Raw genomic sequence first — 16,194 nt, 5'->3', positions numbered from 1 at the left:
CCTGGCCCGACGCCCCGACGCCCCGACGCCCCGACGCCCCGACGTCCCGATGCCCCGACGCCCCGGCGCATCGGCGCACGCGGGGGAATTTCCAGGAAATCTCGGCAGAGGGCACATCCATCGGGCCCTCTCGGACGTCTGACCAGGGAGCGGCCCTGTGATGCGGCCGCAGGCCAGGTGCATTTGGAGATATTCACGTTGAAAACCGGCATGAAGGGTCTACGTCGCGTATCCGCGGTCGCGATCACCGCTGGAGCCGTGCTGACGGCGGGGGCGTTCACCGCCTCCGCGCAGGCCGCGACGACCGCAAGTCCCACGATCGCCGCCAAGGGCGGGTTCGTGATGAACAACGCCACGGGGAAGAGCCTGTTCACCAAGGCCGCGGACACCCGGCTTTCCACCGGCTCCACCACCAAGATCATGACCGCCCGGGTGGTGCTCGCGCAGCCGAACCTCAACCTGGACGCCAAGGTCACGGTCCAGAAGGCGTACAGCGACTACATCGTCGACAACAACTGGGCCTCCTCGGCCAAGCTGATCGTCGGCGACAAGGTCACCGTCCGCCAGCTGCTGTACGGGCTGATGCTGCCGTCCGGCTGTGACGCGGCGTACGCGCTGGCGGACAAGTTCGGCACCGGTTCCACCCGGGCCGCGCGGGTGAAGTCGTTCATCGGCAAGATGAACACCACCGCCAAGTCCCTCGGGCTGACGAACACCCACTTCGACTCGTTCGACGGCATCGGACACGGCGCCAACTACTCCACACCGCGCGACCTGACCAAGCTGGCCAGCAGCGCGATGAAGTACTCCACGTTCCGCTCGGTCGTGAAGACGAAGTCGACCAAGCAGAAGGTGACCACGAAGAACGGCGGCTACCGCTACATGTCGTGGACCAACACCAACAATCTGCTGGGCAGCTACTCGGGCACCATCGGCGTCAAGACCGGCTCGGGTCCGGAGGCCAAGTACTGCCTGGTCTTCGCCGCCACCCGGAGCGGGAAGACGATGATCGGCACCGTCCTCGCCTCCACCTCGGTGGACAACCGCACGGCGGACGCGAAGAAGCTGATGGACTACGGCTTCAGCAGGTAGCCGTCGCCCGCGGCACAGTGAGGAGCCTGCCCCGCGCACCCATCGGGTCGCGGGACAGGCTCTTGTCGTGGCGCCGGCGCCGTGCTCAGCGCACCGCGTTCCAGGAGTGCGCCACGTCCACCACGACGTGCCCGTCGGTCTGGAAGGCCCGGAACGGCAGCCGTGCGCGCACGCCGAGGCCGACCTGGGTCTCACCCTCGAAGCTGGCGCCGAAGCGGGTGTCCCGGAACGTCTGGTAGCCGGAGATGTCCACCCCCGGCAGCGGCTTGCGCGCCCGCCCCGGGTACGACTCCGCGCCGCTGCCCGGGTCGTAGCTCGGCGCGGACACATGGATGTCCAGGATCGCGCCGCCGCGGACCGGGATCTCCTCGCCGGAGCCGTCTTGGTACAGGGTGTTCACATACCCCACGCGGTAGCCGACGCGATCGGCGGCCGTGGCCCCCTTCACGTCGAACACGATGCGGTCGTAGCACGCGTGCCGGCCCGTCCTGATGTTCCCCAGCGGTGCGTGTCCCGCCGGCCGGGCCGTCTTCTCGCCGCTGCCCCAGCCGGTCTCACAGGTCGTCGCCGCCTTGGCCGCGGTCGGCGTGACGGCCCCGGCCGTCCCCGCCGTCGCCACCAGCGCGCCGCCCGCGAGCGCCGTCGCCGCGAGTGCGGTCCCCCACCGTCGCATGGTCAAGCCCCCAATGGTCTGTTGTCGGTTGATGACAGGTGATTCACGGGGTTGGACGGTCCGGGGTGGTGAGAGGTTGTCCCGGTCCGGGAAATGTGTCCCAAATGCTACGTGCGCGGGGTGCGGCGGTACGTGCGTGGGGCGGCGGTACGTGCGCGGAGGTGCGGCGGTACGTGCGTGCGGGCGGCGGTACGCCTGACGGTCCCTCGGGGGTTTTCCCCCGAGCGGGTCGGCCGGTTGCCCGGATGGGACGGGAAGGCCGGTTCGACAAGGCTGGTGCGCATGAGACCGACGACCGGCAGAACCGCCGCACTGGCCCTCGCCACCGCCGCCACCGCATCCCTCCTCGGGGTCGCGTCCGCGAACGCGACCCCGGGAGCTCTGGCCGACCCCGGCACCGCCGCGCTCGACTGGGGCGCCTGTGCGGGGAGCGGGCTCGACCCCCGTCAGGAATGCGCCACGCTCAAGGTGCCGCTGGACTACCGCGATCCCGGCGGCAAGCGGATCTCCCTCGCCGTCTCCCGCATCCCCGGCGAGCGGCCGCGGGCCCGCCGGGGCACCCTGCTGCTGATCCCGGGCGGCCCCGGATCGCCGGGTCTCGACCGGCCCAGCACGCTCGGCAAGCGGCTGCCGAAGTCGGTGCGGGACGCGTACGACATCGTCAGCTTCGACCCGCGCGGCATGGGGAAGTCCACGCACGCCGGATGCGATCTGAACCCCGCCGATCTGTCGCTGCTCGCCTCGCGCCCCTGGCCCGCCCCCGACGGGGACATCACGCGGAACATCACCACCGGCCGCCGCATCGCCGACACCTGCGCCCGCAACGGCGGCGAACTGCTGCGCACCATCAGCACCGTCAACGAGGCGCGGGACATCGACAGCGTCCGCCGGGCGCTCGGCGAGCGGAAGCTGTCCGCGTGGGGCGTCTCGTACGGGACGTATGTGGGCTCCGTCTACGCGCAGATGTTCCCCGAGCACACCGACCGCTGGGTGCTGGACAGCAATGACGACCCGAACCCGGAGCGGGTGGAGCGCGGCTGGCTGGCCAACTACGCCGTGGGCGTCGAGGACACCTTCCCCGACTTCGCGGCCTGGGCCTCCGCGCCCGACAGCCCCGTCCGGCTGGCCGAGACCCCCGACGGGGTGCGGCGGCGGGTCCTGGACCTCGCCGCCCGGCTGGACGCGAAGCCGCTGCCGTGGCCCGGCGCCAACCCGCCCGAGCTGAACGGCAACGCACTGCGCCAGAGCATGCTGAACGCCCTGTACTCCCGGGACCGCTTCGAGGGCCTGGCCCAGCTGATCGTCGACGCGGACGCGGGCAAGGTGCCCGCCGAGGCACCGGCCGACCCGCCGCAGGACGCCGCGGCCGTGTCCCTCGCGACCATCTGCAACGACGTGGAGTGGCCCACCTCCCTGCCCAACTACGCGCGGGATGTCGCCGCCAGCCGCAAGAGTCACCCGCTCACCGCGGGCATGCCGGTGAACGTCACCCCGTGCGCGTTCTGGCATGACGCGCCGCGGGACAAGCCGGTGCGGATCACCGACCAGGGGCCGTCGAACGTCCTGCTGGTGCAGAACAAGCGCGATGTGGCCACCCCGTACGGCGGGGCGCTGGGCCTCCGGCGGGCCTTTGGCGACCGGGCCCGGATGGTCGGCGTGGACGCGATGGGGCATGGCGCGGCGTACGTGGAGAACGGCAGCGCCTGCGCGGACCGGTGGGTCACGGACTTCCTGCTGACCGGTGAGCGGCCGAAGCGCGATGTGCTCTGCCGGTGACGCGGTGACGCGGTGACGCGGTGACGCGGTGACGCGGTGACGCGGTGACGCGGTGACGCGGTGACGCGGTGACGCGGTGACGCGGTGACGCCGTGACGCCGTGACGCGGTGACGCCGTGGCGCTGGTGACGCCGGTGACAAGCCACCGATGAACGCGTCAGAGCCCCTGAACGCGTCAGAGCCCCTGAACGCGTCAGAGCCCCGCCCCGGGAAGCCGGGGCGGGGCTCATGCGGTGGCCTCAGAGGCGCTCGGGGGTGCGGATGCCCAGCAGGGACATGCCCTGCCCCAGCGTGCGCGCCGTGATGTCGCACAGGAAGAGGCGGTTCTCCACCTGGGCCGGGCCGCCCTCCGCCTTCAGGACCGGGCACTGGTCGTAGAAGGTCGTGTAGAGCGAGGCCAGCTGGTAGAGATACCCGGCCAGCTTGTGCGGCTCGTAGCCGGCGGCCACCTCGCGCAGCGTCTCCCCGAACTGGTCGAGGTGCAGGCCCAGCGCCCGCTCGGCCGGGGCCAGCGGAAGCTCCGGGTGGGCCAGCGGCCGCTGCCCCTCCTCGGCGCGGCGCAGGATCGACTGGATCCGGGCGTACGCGTACTGGAGATAGACCGAGGTGTCCCCGTTGAGCGAGACCATCTGGTCGAGGTCGAACTTGTAGTCCCGTGAGGCGGAGGTGGACAGATCCGCGTACTTCACCGCGCCGATGCCGACCTGGGCGCCGCGCTCGAGGATCTCCTCCTCGGTGAGGCCGAGCTTCTCGCTCTTCTCCCGGACCACGGCCGCGGCCCGCTCGGTGGCCTCGTCCAGCAGGTCCTCCAGCCGCACCGTCTCGCCCGCGCGGGTCTTGAACGGCTTGCCGTCCTTGCCCAGGACGGTGCCGAAGGCGAGCTGCACGGCGTGCACCTGGTCATTGAGCCAGCCGATCCGGCGGGCGGTCTCGAAGACCATCTTGAAGTGCAGCGACTGCCGGGCGTCCACCACATACAGCAGGGTGTCGGCCTTCAGGTGCTGCACCCGGTCGCGGATCGCGGAGAGGTCGGTGGCCGCATAGCCGAAGCCGCCGTCGGACTTCTGGACGATCAGCGGCACCGGATTGCCCTCGGGACCCTTGATGTCGTCGAAGAAGACGCACAGCGCACCCTCGGAGCGCACGGCGACGCCGGACTCCTCCAGCAGCCGGCAGGTCTCGGCCAGCATGTCGTTGTAACCCGACTCGCCGACCACATCGGGGTCGTGGATCTCGATGTCCAGCTTGTCGAAGACCGAGTAGAAGTAGATCTTCGACTCGTCCACGAACTTCCGCCACAGGGCGATGGTCTCCTCGTCGCCCGCCTGGAGGTCCACCACCCGCCGCCGGGACCGCTCCTTGAACTCCGCGTCGGAGTCGAAGAGCGCCCGCGCGGCCTTGTAGAGCCGGTTGAGGTTGGACATGGCCTCCTCACCGGAGGAGGCGTCCTTGTGGTCCAGCTCGTGCGGGTGCTCGATCAGATACTGGATGAGCATGCCGAACTGGGTGCCCCAGTCGCCGATGTGGTGGCGGCGGATCACCTTCTCGCCCGCGAACTCCAGGATCCGCACCACCGCGTCGCCGATCACCGCCGAGCGCAGATGGCCGACGTGCATCTCCTTGGCCACATTGGGCTGGGCGTAGTCGATCACGGTGGTGCCGGGCGCCTGCGCGTACGGCACGCCGAGGCGGTCGTCGGCGGCGCGGGCGGCGAGGGTCGCGGTGATCGCGGAGTCGGCGATCGTGATGTTGAGGAAGCCGGGGCCGGAGACCTCGATGTCGGCGATCACCGGATCGGGGTCGGCCGAGGTGGCGGCGACCGGAAGGTGTGCCACGACCTTGGCGGCCAGCTCACGGGGGTTTCCCTTGAGCTGCTTGGCCAGCGCCAGCATTCCGTTGGCCTGGAAATCGGCCCGGTCGCTTCGTCGCAGCAGCGGGTCCGCGGAGCCGGCCTCCGGCAGGGCAGCCGAGAGGGCGTCCGCGACGCGCTGATGGACCGTAGCGGCGAGGGAAGGGACCGAAGCCATGGAGTGCCATTCCGGTAGTGGTGGTATGGGCAACCCAGTATTTCACGGCGGGTCCAACGATTTCCCCGGCCTGTGGATAACCCGGGCCCGCCCGGCGGGCCCTGTGGGCAATTCCGGAGGGGCCTGTTCCGTCTGGGACAATGGGCGGTGCCATGACCGCTAGGAAGGAAGTGCCGACCGTGGCTCAGAGCACCGAGACCGACTGGGTCTCCCGATTCGCCGACGAGGTCATTGCCGAGGCGGAGCGCCGCGCCCCGGGCAAACCTGTCGTCGTCGCCTCGGGTCTCAGCCCGTCCGGCCCGATCCACCTCGGCAATCTGCGCGAGGTCATGACCCCGCACCTGGTCGCCGACGAGATCCGGCGCCGGGGCCACGAGTGCGTTCACATCCTGTCCTGGGACGACTACGACCGGTATCGCAAGGTCCCGGCCGGGATCGACCCCTCCTGGTCCGAGCACATCGGCAAGCCGCTCACCTCGGTCCCGGCCCCGCCCGGGTCCCCGTATCCGAACTGGGCGGAGCACTTCAAGGCGCCGATGGCCGAGGCGCTGCGGGAGATGGGCATCGAGTTCCACCCCATCAGCCAGACCGAGATGTACACCTCGGGGGCGTACCGGGAGCAGATCCTGCACGCGATGCGCCACCGCCGGGAGATCGACGCCGTCCTGGACCGGTACCGCACCAAGGACAAGCCCGGCGCCAAGAAGCCCAAGCAGCAGCAGAAGCCGGTGGACGAGGCCGAGCTGGCCGCCGCCGAGGGCTCGGGCGCGGCCGCCGAGGACGACGGCAGCGCGGGCGCGGCGGGTTACTACCCGTACAAGCCGTACTGCTCGGTCTGCGAGCGCGATGTGACCACGGTGACCTCGTACGACGACGAGACCACCGAGCTGAGTTACGCGTGCGCGTGCGGCCACGGCGAGACCGTCCGCCTGAGCGAGCACAACCGCGGCAAGCTGGTCTGGAAGGTCGACTGGCCGATGCGCTGGGCGTACGAGGGCGTGGTCTTCGAGCCCTCGGGCGTCGACCACTCCTCGCCGGGCTCGTCCTATGTGGTCGGCGGCCAGATCGTCCGCGAAGTCTTCGGCGGCGAGCAGCCCATCGGCCCGATGTACGCGTTCGTGGGCATCAGCGGCATGGCCAAGATGTCCTCCTCCAAGGGCGGTGTGCCCACCCCGGCCGACGCGCTGGAGATCATGGAGGCGCCGCTGCTGCGCTGGCTGTACGCCCGCCGCCGGCCCAACCAGTCCTTCAAGATCGCCTTCGACCAGGAGATCCAGCGGACCTACGACGAGTGGGACGCGCTGGAGCGGAAGATCGCCGAGGGCGTGGCCCAGCCCGCGGACGCGGCCGCGTACAGCCGCGCGACCCGCACCGCCACGGGCGAGCTGCCGAGCACCCCGCGCCCGCTGCCGTACCGCACGCTGGCCTCGGTGGTGGACATCACCACCGGCCATGACGAGCAGACGCTGCGCATCCTCAGCGAGCTCGACCCCGACAATCCGGTGAAGTCCCTGGAGGAGACCCGGCCCCGGCTCGACAAGGCCGAGCGCTGGATCACCACCCAGGTCCCGGCCGACCAGCGCACCCGGGTCCGGGACGAGCCGGACACCGAGCGGCTGGCCGCGCTGGGCGACACCGAGCGGGAGTCGCTGCGGCTGCTGCTGGACGGCCTGGACGACCACTGGTCGCTGGACGGCCTCACCACGCTGGTCTACGGGGTGCCCAAGATCCAGGCGGGGCTGTCGCCGGAGGCCAAGCCGACGCCGGAGCTGAAGGTCGCCCAGCGGTCGTTCTTCGCGCTGCTCTACACCCTGCTGGTCGGCCGGGACACCGGCCCGAGGCTGCCCACGCTGCTGCTGGCGGTGGGGGCGGACCGGGTGCGCAAGCTGCTCGCGGCCTGACCTCTCCGGCTCCCGGGCGCCGGGCGGACGGCCTTACGGCTGCCGCCCGGCGTTCCGGCTGTGCGGGACGGCCAGGGGCGGCTCTCGGGTGGCCACGGGGTGGCTACGGGATGGCCTCGCGCTCCAGGCGGACGCGCTCCTTGAAGTCCTCGACGTATCCGGCCAGCTCGCTGTTGCTGAGGTCGTTCACGCCGTAGGTCTCCCGCAGCCGCTGCCCGAACTGGTAGGCGGAGGGGTACTTGCTGTGGTCGGCGAGGAACTGGCGGAAGGTCGCGTAGTAGACCTCCTCGCGCGGGACGTCGTCCGGCAGCTGGTTCAGCCGCTGCTCCGGCTGCGGCTCCTCGTACGCGTACCGCTCGGGCTCGCGCTGCTCCGGTACGTAGACGCCCTGATGGCTCCCCACGCCCTCACCGCCGAGCGGCCGCACCCGGCCACCGGGCCCGACCGGCACGGTCAGCTGGTGCTGCGGGGGCTGGGGCTGCTGGAGTTGCTGCGGCTGCTGCTCGGGCTGCGGCGCCTGGCCCGGCACCTGCTGGTCCTGCGGCTGGAGCTGTTGCGGCTGCTGTGCCTGCTGTAGCTGCTGTGCCTGTTGCTCGACCGGCGCGGGGTGGGCGGCCGCCGGGTCGAAGGGCACGGCGTTCCGGCCGTCATGGCCCTGCCCGGCGGGCTGCTGGTACACCGGCAGGGGCAGCGAGAGCGGCAGCTCCTGCGTCTGGGGCTGCTGGGGGTGCTGCTGCGGGCCCGTGTCCGCCACGGCCCCCGGCGGGCCGTACGGGCCCTGCTGGGCCTCCAGGGACGCGCTCTTGGGCCCCGTCTCGTCCGCCGCCGCCGAACGGCCCGGGGGGAGCGCGGTCGCCGACACCGTGGACGGGTCCAGACCGGCCGCCGCGAGCCCCGCCGGGGCGGTGTCCGCCAGCGGCACCCCGAACCGCGCCAGCCGCAGCGGCATCAGCGACTCCACGGGCGCCTTACGGCGCCAGGACCGCCCGTAGCGGGCCCGCAGCCGGGCCTGGTAGACCAGCCGGTCCTGCTCCAGCCTGATGACCTCCTCGTAGCTGCGCAGCTCCCACAGCTTCATCCGGCGCCACAGCCGGAAGGTGGGCACCGGCGCGAGCAGCCAGCGGGCGATGCGGACCGACTCCATGTGCCGGTCGGCGGTGATGTCGGCGATCCGGCCGACCGCGTGCCGGGCGGCCTCGACGGAGACGACGAACAGGATCGGGATCACGCCGTGCATGCCGACGCCGACCGGGTCCGGCCAGGCGGCCGCGCCGTTGAAGGCGATGGTGGCCGCGGTCAGCAGCCAGGCGGTCTGGCGCAGCAGCGGGAAGGGGATGCGGATCCAGGTGAGCAGCAGATCCAGCGCGAGCAGGACCACGATCCCCGCGTCGATGCCGATCGGGAAGACATTGGCGAACTTGCCGAAGCCCTTGTCGAGGGCGAGATCGCGCACCGCGGCGTAGGAACCGGCGAAGCCGATCCCGGCGATCACCACCGCCCCGGTGACGACCACTCCGGCCAGTATTCGGTGCGTCCGTGTCAGTTGCATCGCGGCCACCCGCGACCCCTCCCCGTCCTCAACAACAGCCGCATCAGCGTCGCATACACGTCAAGGCTCATGGGCGGGAAGGGGTCGTGTCGGCGAGTCAGGCGCCGCTCTTGGCGCCCTTACCGATGGCGCCGACGGCCTCCTTGGCGGCGGACTTGGCGTCCTTGAGCAGGTCGGCCGGGTCCGGGGTCTTGGCGGTCTCATAGCCCGCGCCGTCGTACTGGAGGGTGATGACGACATTGGCGGTGCGGGCCACGACCGTCTGGTCGCGGAAGTCGTCGCCGTCCTTCTTCTCCTTGGTGCTGACCGTGGTGGCCTCGTCGCCGATGCCCGTGACCTTTTCGGTCTTGGGGTCGGTCACCTTGCCGGCGGTGGCGGCCCTGCTCGCCTGCTGGGCGGCGTACTCCCCGGCGCGCTTGTCGCCGGAGCCGAGCCCCGGGTCGGAGTGGAACAGCTTGAGGGAGACGGTCAGCGAGCGGTAGTCGAAGTCGTCGAGGCCGCTCCACAGGCAGCTGGCCGAGGTGTTGGTGTCGGCCGAGGGAAGGGCCTTGCCCTTCTTGTTCTGCGCCTTGGGAACGAGATCGTCGATCGTCTTCCCGGAGAGCGTGGAGCACACATCGGGCAGCTTGCTGAACTTCGCTGCCGCGACGGTGGGTGAAGCGCTGGGCGAGCCGGGTCTCGCTGAGCCACCGGCGTTCTTGTCGTCCTTCTTGTCCGAGCCGGAGGAGCAGCCGGCGACGAGCACCACCGGTACGGTCGCGCAGGCGAGTATTCGGGCGAGTCGCGGGGCTGAACGGTGCATGGGTCCTTCGCTCATTCTCTGTCGATGGGCGGACGTGCCGCCCGCGTCATTAGTCGGCACGGTACGCGGCCGACGCGCGGGCGTCCCAATTTCCGAGGTCTCCGCGGGGTGGGGACGGGGCGCTCGCGGGGGTGCGGCGAGGGCCCGTTATTCGTTGAGGCGACCGGTCAGTTCATCGGCCAAGTCCTGGGCGTTTTCCTGCAGTTCCTGGCTGCTGGGAATGTGCTTCTTGTCGGTCGTCCACTGGTCGTACTCAATGGTGGCAATCACATTCGAGGACCGGAACACGACGGTGATGTCGCGGTGGATACCCGAGTCCTTGGTGATCAGTTGGTCGTTGAGAAAGGCGTCGTCACCGAGGTCGTCCAGCCGGCGCGGGGCGGTGTCCTCCGAGGCGGTGTCACTTTCGTCACTTCCGCCGCTCGCGTCGGCGCCCGTGGAGGGGCTATCGGTGCTTTTGCCCCCCTCGTCGGTCTTGTCGCCCTTACCGGCTTCGTCGCCCTTGCCGCCCTTGCTGCTCTTACCGGGCTCATCGGAGCTCGAACTGGCGGAAGCGGAGGAGTCGCTGCCGGCGCTCTCCGACCCGCTCTCCGACCCGCTCTCCGAGCTGGAGGGGCTCGAGGGAGGACTCGTGGCGTCCGGGATGTCGGCGGCGGCGGCCTTCTTCTCGTACGTCTCCTGGGCCCGGTCGTCGTCGCTGACCGAGGGGTCGTACGAGACCACCCGCTGGAAGTCGATCGTGAGGTAGCGCGTGCCGCTCGCGGTCTCGACCTTCCAGCGGCAGCCGTCCCGGCGGTCTATGTCATACGTCACGGCTGCCTGGCCGTCGTACACCTTGTCGTCCTGCTCGGCGCCGGGCAGCAGCGCCTGGAGGGTCTTGCGGCTGACCGCGCCGCACGCCTCGGGCAGGGTGCGATAGCGGCCGGGCTCGGCCGAGACGGCCGTCCCGGAGTCGCCGGAGGCGCCGTCGTCCGGGTCGGTCGTCGAATCGGAGCCGGTGCATCCGCCGAGCCCCGCGGCGGCGAGCACGGTGATGAGCACGGCGACGGCCGGGGTGGCCCGCCGTCCGTACGCCCTTCGCTGCGCTGGCTGCACTGTCCGTGTCCCTTCGAGCGACGGAAAACTCCTTGCCGCCCGGAGGCGGTGGCTGGACACAATGTCTACCGCACGCACTGCCGTGCCTGCCGGTCGCCCGCCGTCTATGGGGCATTGGCCCGGTTTTTGCGTTTTCAGTCTTTTACGGGGGAATGAGTACATCATGTCGTATGTCGAGGTGCCCGGCGCGCAGGTGCCGATCCGGATGTGGACCGACCCCTCGACGGTCGAGGGCGTGGCCATGCAGCAGCTGCGCAATGTGGCCACCCTGCCCTGGATCAAGGGCCTCGCCGTGATGCCGGATGTGCATTACGGGAAGGGTGCCACGGTCGGCTCGGTGATCGCGATGCGGGGCGCGGTGTGCCCGGCGGCGGTCGGGGTGGACATCGGCTGCGGGATGTCGGCCGTCAAGACGTCGCTGACCGCCAACGACCTTCCGGGGGATCTCTCGCGGCTGCGCTCCCGGATCGAGCAGGCGATCCCGGTGGGGCGCGGTATGCACGACGACCCGGTGGACCCGGGGCGGCTGCACGCGTTCCCGACGGCGGGGTGGGACGACTTCTGGACCCGGTTCGGGGAAGTGGCCCAGGCGGTCAGGTACCGCCAGGAGCGGGCCGTGAAGCAGATGGGTTCGCTCGGATCCGGTAACCACTTCATCGAGTTCTGTCTCGATGACGAGGGCTCGGTCTGGCTGATGCTGCACTCCGGCTCCCGCAACATCGGCAAGGAGCTGGCCGAGTACCACATCGGCGAGGCCCGGAAGCTGCCCCACAACCAGAATCTGGTCGACCGCGACCTGGCCGTCTTCATCGCGGACACCCCGCAGATGGCGGCGTACCGGCACGATCTCTTCTGGGCGCAGGAGTACGCGAAGTACAACCGCGCGATCATGATGGCGCTCTTCCAGGACGTGGTGCGCAAGGAGTTCAAGAAGGCCCGCCCGGTCTTCGAGCCGGTGATCAGCTGCCACCACAACTACGTGGCCGAGGAGCGCTACGGGGGCATGGACCTTCTCGTGACCCGTAAGGGCGCCATCCGCGCCGGGAGCGGGGACTACGGGATCATCCCGGGCTCGATGGGCACCGGTTCGTACATCGTGCGCGGCCTGGGGAACGAGGCGTCGTTCAACTCGGCCTCGCACGGAGCGGGCCGGAAGATGAGCCGTAACGCGGCGAAGAAGCGCTTCTCGACCCAGGATCTGGCGGAGCAGACGCGGGGCGTCGAGTGCCGTAAGGACTCCGGCGTCGTGGATGAGATCCCGGGGGCGTACAAGCCGATCGAGAAGGTCATCGACCAGCAGCGGGACCTCGTCGAGGTGGTGGCGCGGCTCAAGCAGGTGGTGTGCGTGAAGGGCTGAGACACAGGCCTTGTCGGGTGAGGTCGCTTGAGGCGGCCTGGGGTCGGCTTGGCCGCCTGGGGTCGCTTGGGGCCGCCTGGGGTCCCTGGGGTCGCTTGAGCCGCTCCGGAGATCTCGCCGCACAGGTCGTGGACCCGCCGGGGCGCGTGCCCGCCCGCGTGCCTCCGCGAGGTGTCACCGCGAAGACCCTCCGCGAGGTGATCGCTACGGCAGGGGGCTGTGAGGAGCCGTGGAGGACGAGGGCGGACGAGGGCGGACGGGCTCAGCGCTCGCGGTGGACCTTGTGCTGGGCGGCCTGGGCGCGGGGGCGGATGACCATCATGTCGATGTTCACATGCGAGGGGCGGGTGACCGCCCATTCGACCGTGTCGGCCACGTCGTCGGCGGTCAGCGGCTCGGCCACGCCCTCGTAGACGGCCGCGGCCTGGCTCTCGTCGCCGCGGTAGCGGTTCACCGCGAACTCGTCGGTCCTGACCATGCCCGGGGCGATCTCGATCACCCGCACCGGCTCACCGCACAGCTCCAGGCGCAGGGTGGCCGCGATGGCGTGGGCGCCGTGCTTGGCGGCCACGTAACCGCCGCCGCCCTCGTACGCCACATGGCCCGCCGTGGAGGACAGCACGACGATCGTGCCGTCGCCGGAGGCGGTGAGGGCGGGCAGCAACGCCTGGGTCACCTGGAGCACGCCCACCACATTGACCTCGTACATCGCCCGCCAGTCGGCCGGGTCGGCGGTGGCCACGGTCTCGGCGCCGATCGCGCCGCCCGCGTTGTTCACCAGGACGTCGCAGCGGTCCAGACCGGCGGCGAAGGACTCCACGGCGGCGCGGTCGGTGACGTCCAGGACGTATGCCTCGGCCTCGTGCCCGGCCTCGGTCAGCTCGGCGGCGAGCGCGTCGATGCGCTCCTTACGGCGGGCGGCGAGGACGACGCGGAATCCGGCGGCCGCCAGGCGGCGCGCGGTCGCGGCTCCGATCCCGCTGCTCGCGCCGGTGATGACTGCGGTACGGGTGGTCATCGGTCCTCCAATGGCGACGTGGCGCAAACGGTGGTGCGTGCGCATGATCCATATGCAGGATATGACGGCCCGATTTACCTCCAACCGGGGGACTGAAGATAGGAATCCGCTAGGGGCTCTCGGGCTCGGGGAAGGGTGCACTGCGTCCGGCGCGGCGCCGGTAGTTGGAGCACCCATGCCCAAGGAGTGAATTCAGGTAATGACCCAGCAGAGCAGATTCCTTCAGCGGTCTCGTCGTTCTTTCCGGCGCTGGGGCGTGGCCTCAGCGGGCGCCATCGCGGCGGCGGCCCTGGTTGCCGGTGCTCCGGGAACCGCATGGGCCTCGGGCAGCACCCCCGACCCGCACTCGTCGCAGAGCAACCACTGTGCCCAGGACCGGGCGCACGGCGACAACAAGGGGAACCACGAGAAGGACAACAAGGGGAACCACGAGAACGGCCGTCACGACGACAAGAAGGGCCACCACGAGCACGGCCGCTACGAGGCGAAGGACCCCAACGGCCGTCACGAGGACAACGGCCACGAGCACGGCCGCTACGAGGCGAACAGCTACAAGGACTCCAACGGCGGCCGCCACGATGACCACGCCCGTGACGACCAGGACGGCCGTCACGACGAGAGCGGGCGGTACGAGGAGAAGGAGAACGGCCAGCACGAGGAGTACGGCCAGCGCGAGGAGAGCGACCAGCGCGAGGAGCACGGCCGGTACGACGAGAAGAAGGACAGCGGCCGTAAGGAGGACAGCCGCAAGGAGGACAGCCGTAAGGAAGAGAACGGCAAGGAGGAGAACGGCAAGGAGGAGAACGGCAAGGAGGAGAACCGCAAGGAGCAGAACGGCAAGGAGGACCACGGCCAGCGCAAGGAGTACGGCAAGCGCGAGGACCAGAGCCGTCCGGACCTGACCCGCTACTTCCCCACTGGCAAGTACTGGCCCGGCATCAAGGGCCGCAGCGCGGCGCGCCCCGAGCAGGCCGCGCAGCCCGAGCAGGTGGCTCAGCCGGAGCAGGCGGCTCAGTCCGAGCAGGCGGCCCAGTCCGGTGAGGAGGCCCAGGACCGCGGTGCCGTCCGTCCCGTCACCGTTCCGGTCCACGAGGACGACCAGGCGCGCCACGACCAGGAGCACAAGGAGCAGCAGGAGCAGAAGAAGTACGACACGGTGACGCTCGCCGAGGCGGTCGAGATCGCCGAGTGCGAGGTCGGCGGCCAGGCGGTCAGCGCCGAGCTGGTGGACTGCCCCGAGGACGACCAGCACCACAAGGGCAAGTACGAGGACGGCCGTAAGGACGACCGCAAGAACTCGCGCCACCACGACGACCAGCGCAAGGACAAGCAGCGCAAGGACGAGCACAAGGACTCGCACAAGCAGGAGGTCAAGCAGGTGTGGGTCGTGGAGGTCGAGTGCGACCACACCATCACGACCGTCTTCATCGACCCGGACACCGGCTGCGTCCTCGGCACGGAGCGGGAGCAGGACGACCACCAGGGTGACCACGGCAAGCAGGGCAAGCAGAACAACCACGGTGACCGTGAGGGCAAGGGCGGCCACGGCCGGTCGATGGTTACCTCCTAGGCACGTACATGATCACAGCGACTCCGGCCAGACAGATCAGCGCTCCGATGACATCGAAGCGGTCGGGCCGGTAGCCGTCGGCGACCATGCCCCAGGCGAGCGATCCGGCGACGAACACGCCGCCGTACGCCGCGAGGATGCGGCCGAACTCCGCGTCCGGCTGGAGCGTGGCCACGAACCCGTAGGCGCCAAGAGCGATGATCCCGGCGCCGATCCACGCCCATCCCCTGTGCTCACGCACGCCTTGCCAGACGAGCCACGCGCCGCCGATCTCCAAGAGCGCGGCCACGGCGAACAGAGCAATGGAACGTGCGATGAGCATGGGGGAAGGGTACGGCCCGCCCATGAGAGGCCCCGCAGCGGAGCGAGGCCGTCTGGAGCGTGACCATCGACCACGCGGAGGGACGCGGGCCGAGGGAGCGGACCGACGTCAGCTGGCCCGGCGACGGTAAGGCGGCCATCGAGTGGCTGCGCGGTCTGCGGGCGGAGTGGACGGCCGTACTGGACCGGCTCACCGAGCAGGACCTGGACGCCGTCGCGCCCTTCCCCTGGGACCGGGACCCCGAGCACACCATCGCTCACATGGCCGCCTGGGTGAAGGCCGAGCTGATGAAGAACGCCACCGAGATCGGCCAACTCCGCCTGCTGCGCGCCGCCTCCGCGCCGTAGGGGCCATGACCTCAGGGCCACGGCCCGGGCCCTGAGCTACGGCCCCGGCTCAGGGCCACGGCCCCGGCTCAGGGCCAGACCAGGCAGTACGGCTGGTGGCCCGCCTCGTGCAGCCGGTGGCTGAAGTCCTGCCACTCGTGGAGCAGCTGATAGACCGTGAAGGCGTCCCGAGGGCCGCCGCGGTCGGGCACCGTGGACCAGATGAAGGCCGCGGCGCCCACGGCTTCCTCGCCCACACCGCGCAGCGGATCGACGGCGGTCATAGGGAGTTTGACGACGGCGTAGTCCGGATGGAGAACGACCAGTTCGAGCGGGGGGACCTTGTGCAGCGGGACGCCCTCGATGCCGGTGAGGACCATCGCCGCCACCGTCTCCGGCTTGATCTTCGTGAACATGCCGTGGCCGAGCTCGTCGCCGCCGAGCTCCTCGGGGCGCATGGAGATGGGGACCCTGGCCGCAGTGGCACCGTCCGGCGCACCGAAGTACTTGTAGGTCACCCCCATGCGGCCCCCGCTTCTGCCTGCCCTGCCCGCCTCGTCCCGCCGATGGCGTCCGGGCCGGGCACGCTCGGGGCCTCGGTCGTCAGTCCCTTCACCCAGTTCGCCACCGCGATGCATATCTCCACCCGACCACTCGCGGCCACTACCGCGCAACCCGATCTCTGT

13 protein-coding genes and 1 pseudogene are annotated in these 16,194 nt (G+C 70.4%); 6 read left to right on the top strand and 8 right to left on the bottom strand.

Annotated features, from left to right (window positions below; translation table 11 throughout):
* The first annotated feature begins 210 nt into the window (after positions 1-210).
* Entirely contained in the window at positions 211-1,092 is an 882-nt protein-coding gene (locus tag IEJ02_RS29415) for a D-alanyl-D-alanine carboxypeptidase family protein (protein ID WP_137978977.1), read from the top strand.
* An 85-nt stretch (positions 1,093-1,177) separates the two neighbouring features.
* Here IEJ02_RS29415 and IEJ02_RS29410 read toward each other — a convergent pair whose 3' ends face one another.
* A complete protein-coding gene (locus tag IEJ02_RS29410; protein WP_191067619.1) occupies positions 1,178-1,765 on the bottom strand; it encodes an AMIN-like domain-containing (lipo)protein in 588 nt (195 codons plus the stop codon).
* Positions 1,766-2,047: 282 nt separating this feature from the next.
* On the opposite strand from IEJ02_RS29410, the gene IEJ02_RS29405 reads away from it, so the two are divergent.
* Positions 2,048-3,541, top strand: coding sequence for an alpha/beta hydrolase (locus IEJ02_RS29405; RefSeq protein WP_191067593.1), 1,494 nt, complete (start codon positions 2,048-2,050; stop codon positions 3,539-3,541).
* A 239-nt stretch (positions 3,542-3,780) separates the two neighbouring features.
* Here IEJ02_RS29405 and argS read toward each other — a convergent pair whose 3' ends face one another.
* A complete protein-coding gene (gene argS, locus IEJ02_RS29400) occupies positions 3,781-5,568 on the bottom strand; it encodes an arginine--tRNA ligase (RefSeq protein ID WP_191067592.1) in 1,788 nt (595 codons plus the stop codon).
* 152 nt (positions 5,569-5,720) lie between these two features.
* Here argS and lysS point away from each other — a divergent pair, with 152 nt between their 5' ends.
* A complete protein-coding gene (gene lysS / locus IEJ02_RS29395) occupies positions 5,721-7,469 on the top strand; it encodes a lysine--tRNA ligase (RefSeq protein ID WP_191067591.1) in 1,749 nt (582 codons plus the stop codon).
* A 103-nt stretch (positions 7,470-7,572) separates the two neighbouring features.
* On the opposite strand, the gene IEJ02_RS29390 is transcribed toward lysS, so the two are convergent.
* From IEJ02_RS29390 to IEJ02_RS29380, 3 genes are all read right to left on the bottom strand, one after another.
* Positions 7,573-9,018 carry a DUF2637 domain-containing protein gene (locus IEJ02_RS29390; RefSeq protein WP_191067590.1) on the bottom strand — a complete coding sequence of 482 codons (1,446 nt, stop codon included), beginning with the start codon at positions 9,016-9,018 and terminating at the stop codon, positions 7,573-7,575.
* 97 nt (positions 9,019-9,115) lie between these two features.
* Positions 9,116-9,820, bottom strand: a complete 705-nt coding sequence (locus IEJ02_RS29385) for a hypothetical protein (RefSeq protein ID WP_191067589.1) — start codon at positions 9,818-9,820, stop codon at positions 9,116-9,118.
* A gap of 147 nt (positions 9,821-9,967) precedes the next feature.
* A complete protein-coding gene (locus IEJ02_RS29380; RefSeq protein ID WP_317985944.1) occupies positions 9,968-10,915 on the bottom strand; it encodes a DUF3558 domain-containing protein in 948 nt (315 codons plus the stop codon).
* 163 nt (positions 10,916-11,078) lie between these two features.
* On the opposite strand from IEJ02_RS29380, the gene IEJ02_RS29375 reads away from it, so the two are divergent.
* Entirely contained in the window at positions 11,079-12,272 is a 1,194-nt protein-coding gene (locus tag IEJ02_RS29375; RefSeq protein ID WP_191067588.1) for an RtcB family protein, read from the top strand.
* A gap of 262 nt (positions 12,273-12,534) precedes the next feature.
* Here the strand turns inward: IEJ02_RS29375 and IEJ02_RS29370 are convergent, their stop codons facing one another.
* Positions 12,535-13,290: an SDR family NAD(P)-dependent oxidoreductase gene (locus IEJ02_RS29370; RefSeq protein ID WP_191067587.1), complete on the bottom strand. Its 756-nt coding sequence runs from the start codon at positions 13,288-13,290 to the stop codon at positions 12,535-12,537.
* Between the two features lie 199 nt (positions 13,291-13,489).
* Here IEJ02_RS29370 and IEJ02_RS29365 point away from each other — a divergent pair, with 199 nt between their 5' ends.
* Positions 13,490-14,860 (top strand): putative sodium/potassium/calcium exchanger, encoded by a 1,371-nt coding sequence (locus IEJ02_RS29365; protein ID WP_191067586.1) that lies wholly within the window; start codon positions 13,490-13,492, stop codon positions 14,858-14,860.
* Here IEJ02_RS29365 and IEJ02_RS29360 read toward each other — a convergent pair.
* Positions 14,850-15,182 (bottom strand): YnfA family protein, encoded by a 333-nt coding sequence (locus tag IEJ02_RS29360; RefSeq protein WP_191067585.1) that lies wholly within the window; start codon positions 15,180-15,182, stop codon positions 14,850-14,852. The genes IEJ02_RS29365 and IEJ02_RS29360 overlap by 11 nt on opposite strands.
* 53 nt (positions 15,183-15,235) lie before the next feature.
* On the opposite strand from IEJ02_RS29360, the pseudogene IEJ02_RS29355 reads away from it, so the two are divergent.
* Positions 15,236-15,529, top strand: a pseudogene (locus IEJ02_RS29355) (DinB family protein); the annotation flags it as partial.
* Positions 15,530-15,597: 68 nt separating this feature from the next.
* Here the strand turns inward: IEJ02_RS29355 and IEJ02_RS29350 are convergent.
* Entirely contained in the window at positions 15,598-16,146 is a 549-nt protein-coding gene (locus tag IEJ02_RS29350) for a hypothetical protein (RefSeq protein WP_223864596.1), read from the bottom strand.
* Positions 16,147-16,194 lie beyond the last annotated feature (48 nt).

The organism is Streptomyces sp. 5-10 (assembly GCF_014712245.1).
Classification (GTDB): Bacteria; Actinomycetota; Actinomycetes; order Streptomycetales; family Streptomycetaceae; genus Streptomyces; species Streptomyces violaceusniger.
The sequence above is the reverse complement of the archived record's forward strand: the minus strand, read 5'-3'. Positions and strand labels throughout refer to the sequence as shown.